Source organism: Cytobacillus oceanisediminis (genome assembly GCF_003182355.1).
GTDB lineage: Bacteria > Bacillota > Bacilli > Bacillales > Cytobacillaceae > Cytobacillus > Cytobacillus oceanisediminis_A.
Genome location: NZ_QGTW01000040.1, coordinates 1 through 1,346 on the forward strand (window position 1 = coordinate 1; position 1,346 = coordinate 1,346).

The window sequence follows — 1,346 nt, forward strand, 5'->3', positions numbered from 1 at the left end:
ACTGAAGATAAAATCGTATCAATCAATCCTTCTAATAAAGAAGAAGTGGTTGGCCGTGTTTCAAAGGCAAACCGCGAGCATGCTGAGAAAGCGATGCAGGCTGCTGTTGAAGCATTCAAAACGTGGAGAAAAGTAAAGCCGGAAACACGCGCAGATGTGTTATTCAAAGCTGCTGCGATTATCCGCCGCCGCAAGCATGAGTTTTCTGCCCTTTTAACAAAGGAAGCAGGAAAGCCTTGGAATGAGGCAGATGCTGATACTGCGGAAGCTATTGACTTCCTTGAGTACTATGCACGCCAAATCTTAAGAATTAAAGACGGTGTTCCAGTCAACAGCCGTCCGAATGAATATAACCGTTATGACTATATTCCACTGGGAGTAGGCATCATCATCTCTCCTTGGAACTTCCCGCTAGCGATCATGGCCGGCACAGCCGTTGCGGCAATCGTGGCAGGAAATACTGTTCTTTTAAAACCAGCTTCAACAACACCTGTTGTGGCTGCGAAATTCGTTGAAGTAATGGAAGAAGCAGGCCTTCCAAAGGGTGTTCTGAACTTTGTACCGGGCAGCGGTGCAGAAGTGGGCGACTATTTGGTTGACCATAAAGATACTCGCTTCATTTCCTTCACTGGTTCACGTGACGTAGGTCTTCGCATCAACGAGCGTGCTTCCAAGCTGAACGAGGGCCAAATCTGGCTGAAGCGTGTGATCGCTGAAATGGGCGGCAAAGATACAATTGTTGTCGATAAAGAAGCAGATCTTGAATTGGCTGCTACTTCGATCGTGGCATCTGCATTCGGCTTCTCCGGACAAAAGTGTTCGGCATGTTCACGTGCAGTCGTTGTTGAAGATGTGTACGATCAAGTATTGAACCGCGTTGTTGAGCTAACAAAAGAGTTAACGCAGGGAAATCCGGAAGACCAGAGCAATTTCATGGGTCCTGTGATTGATCAGGGTGCATTTGACAAGATCATGAGCTACATCGAAATCGGCAAAGAGGAAGGCAAGCTGATGGCAGGCGGAGAAGGAGACAACTCCAAAGGCTTCTTCATCAAACCGACTGTATTTGCAGATCTTGCGCCGGACGCACGCTTAATGCAGGAAGAAATTTTCGGACCAGTTGTCGGTTTTACAAAAGCGAAGGACTTCGATCATGCGCTCGAAATTGCCAACAACACTGAGTACGGCTTAACTGGTGCTGTAATCACGAAGAACCGTGAACACATCCAAAAAGCGCGCGAGGATTTCCATGTCGGAAACCTATACTTCAACCGCGGCTGTACAGGCGCAATCGTTGGATACCAGCCATTTGGCGGATTCAACATGTCAGGAACAGACTCCAAAGC

The 1,346-nt window shown here is 47.7% G+C and carries 1 protein-coding gene; it reads left to right on the forward strand.

The genetic code is table 11. The features are described 5' to 3' along the window. Positions 1–1,346, forward strand: a 1,346-nt coding sequence (gene pruA, locus DFO73_RS28200; RefSeq protein WP_110067962.1) for an L-glutamate gamma-semialdehyde dehydrogenase, incomplete at both ends; no start/stop codon positions are given.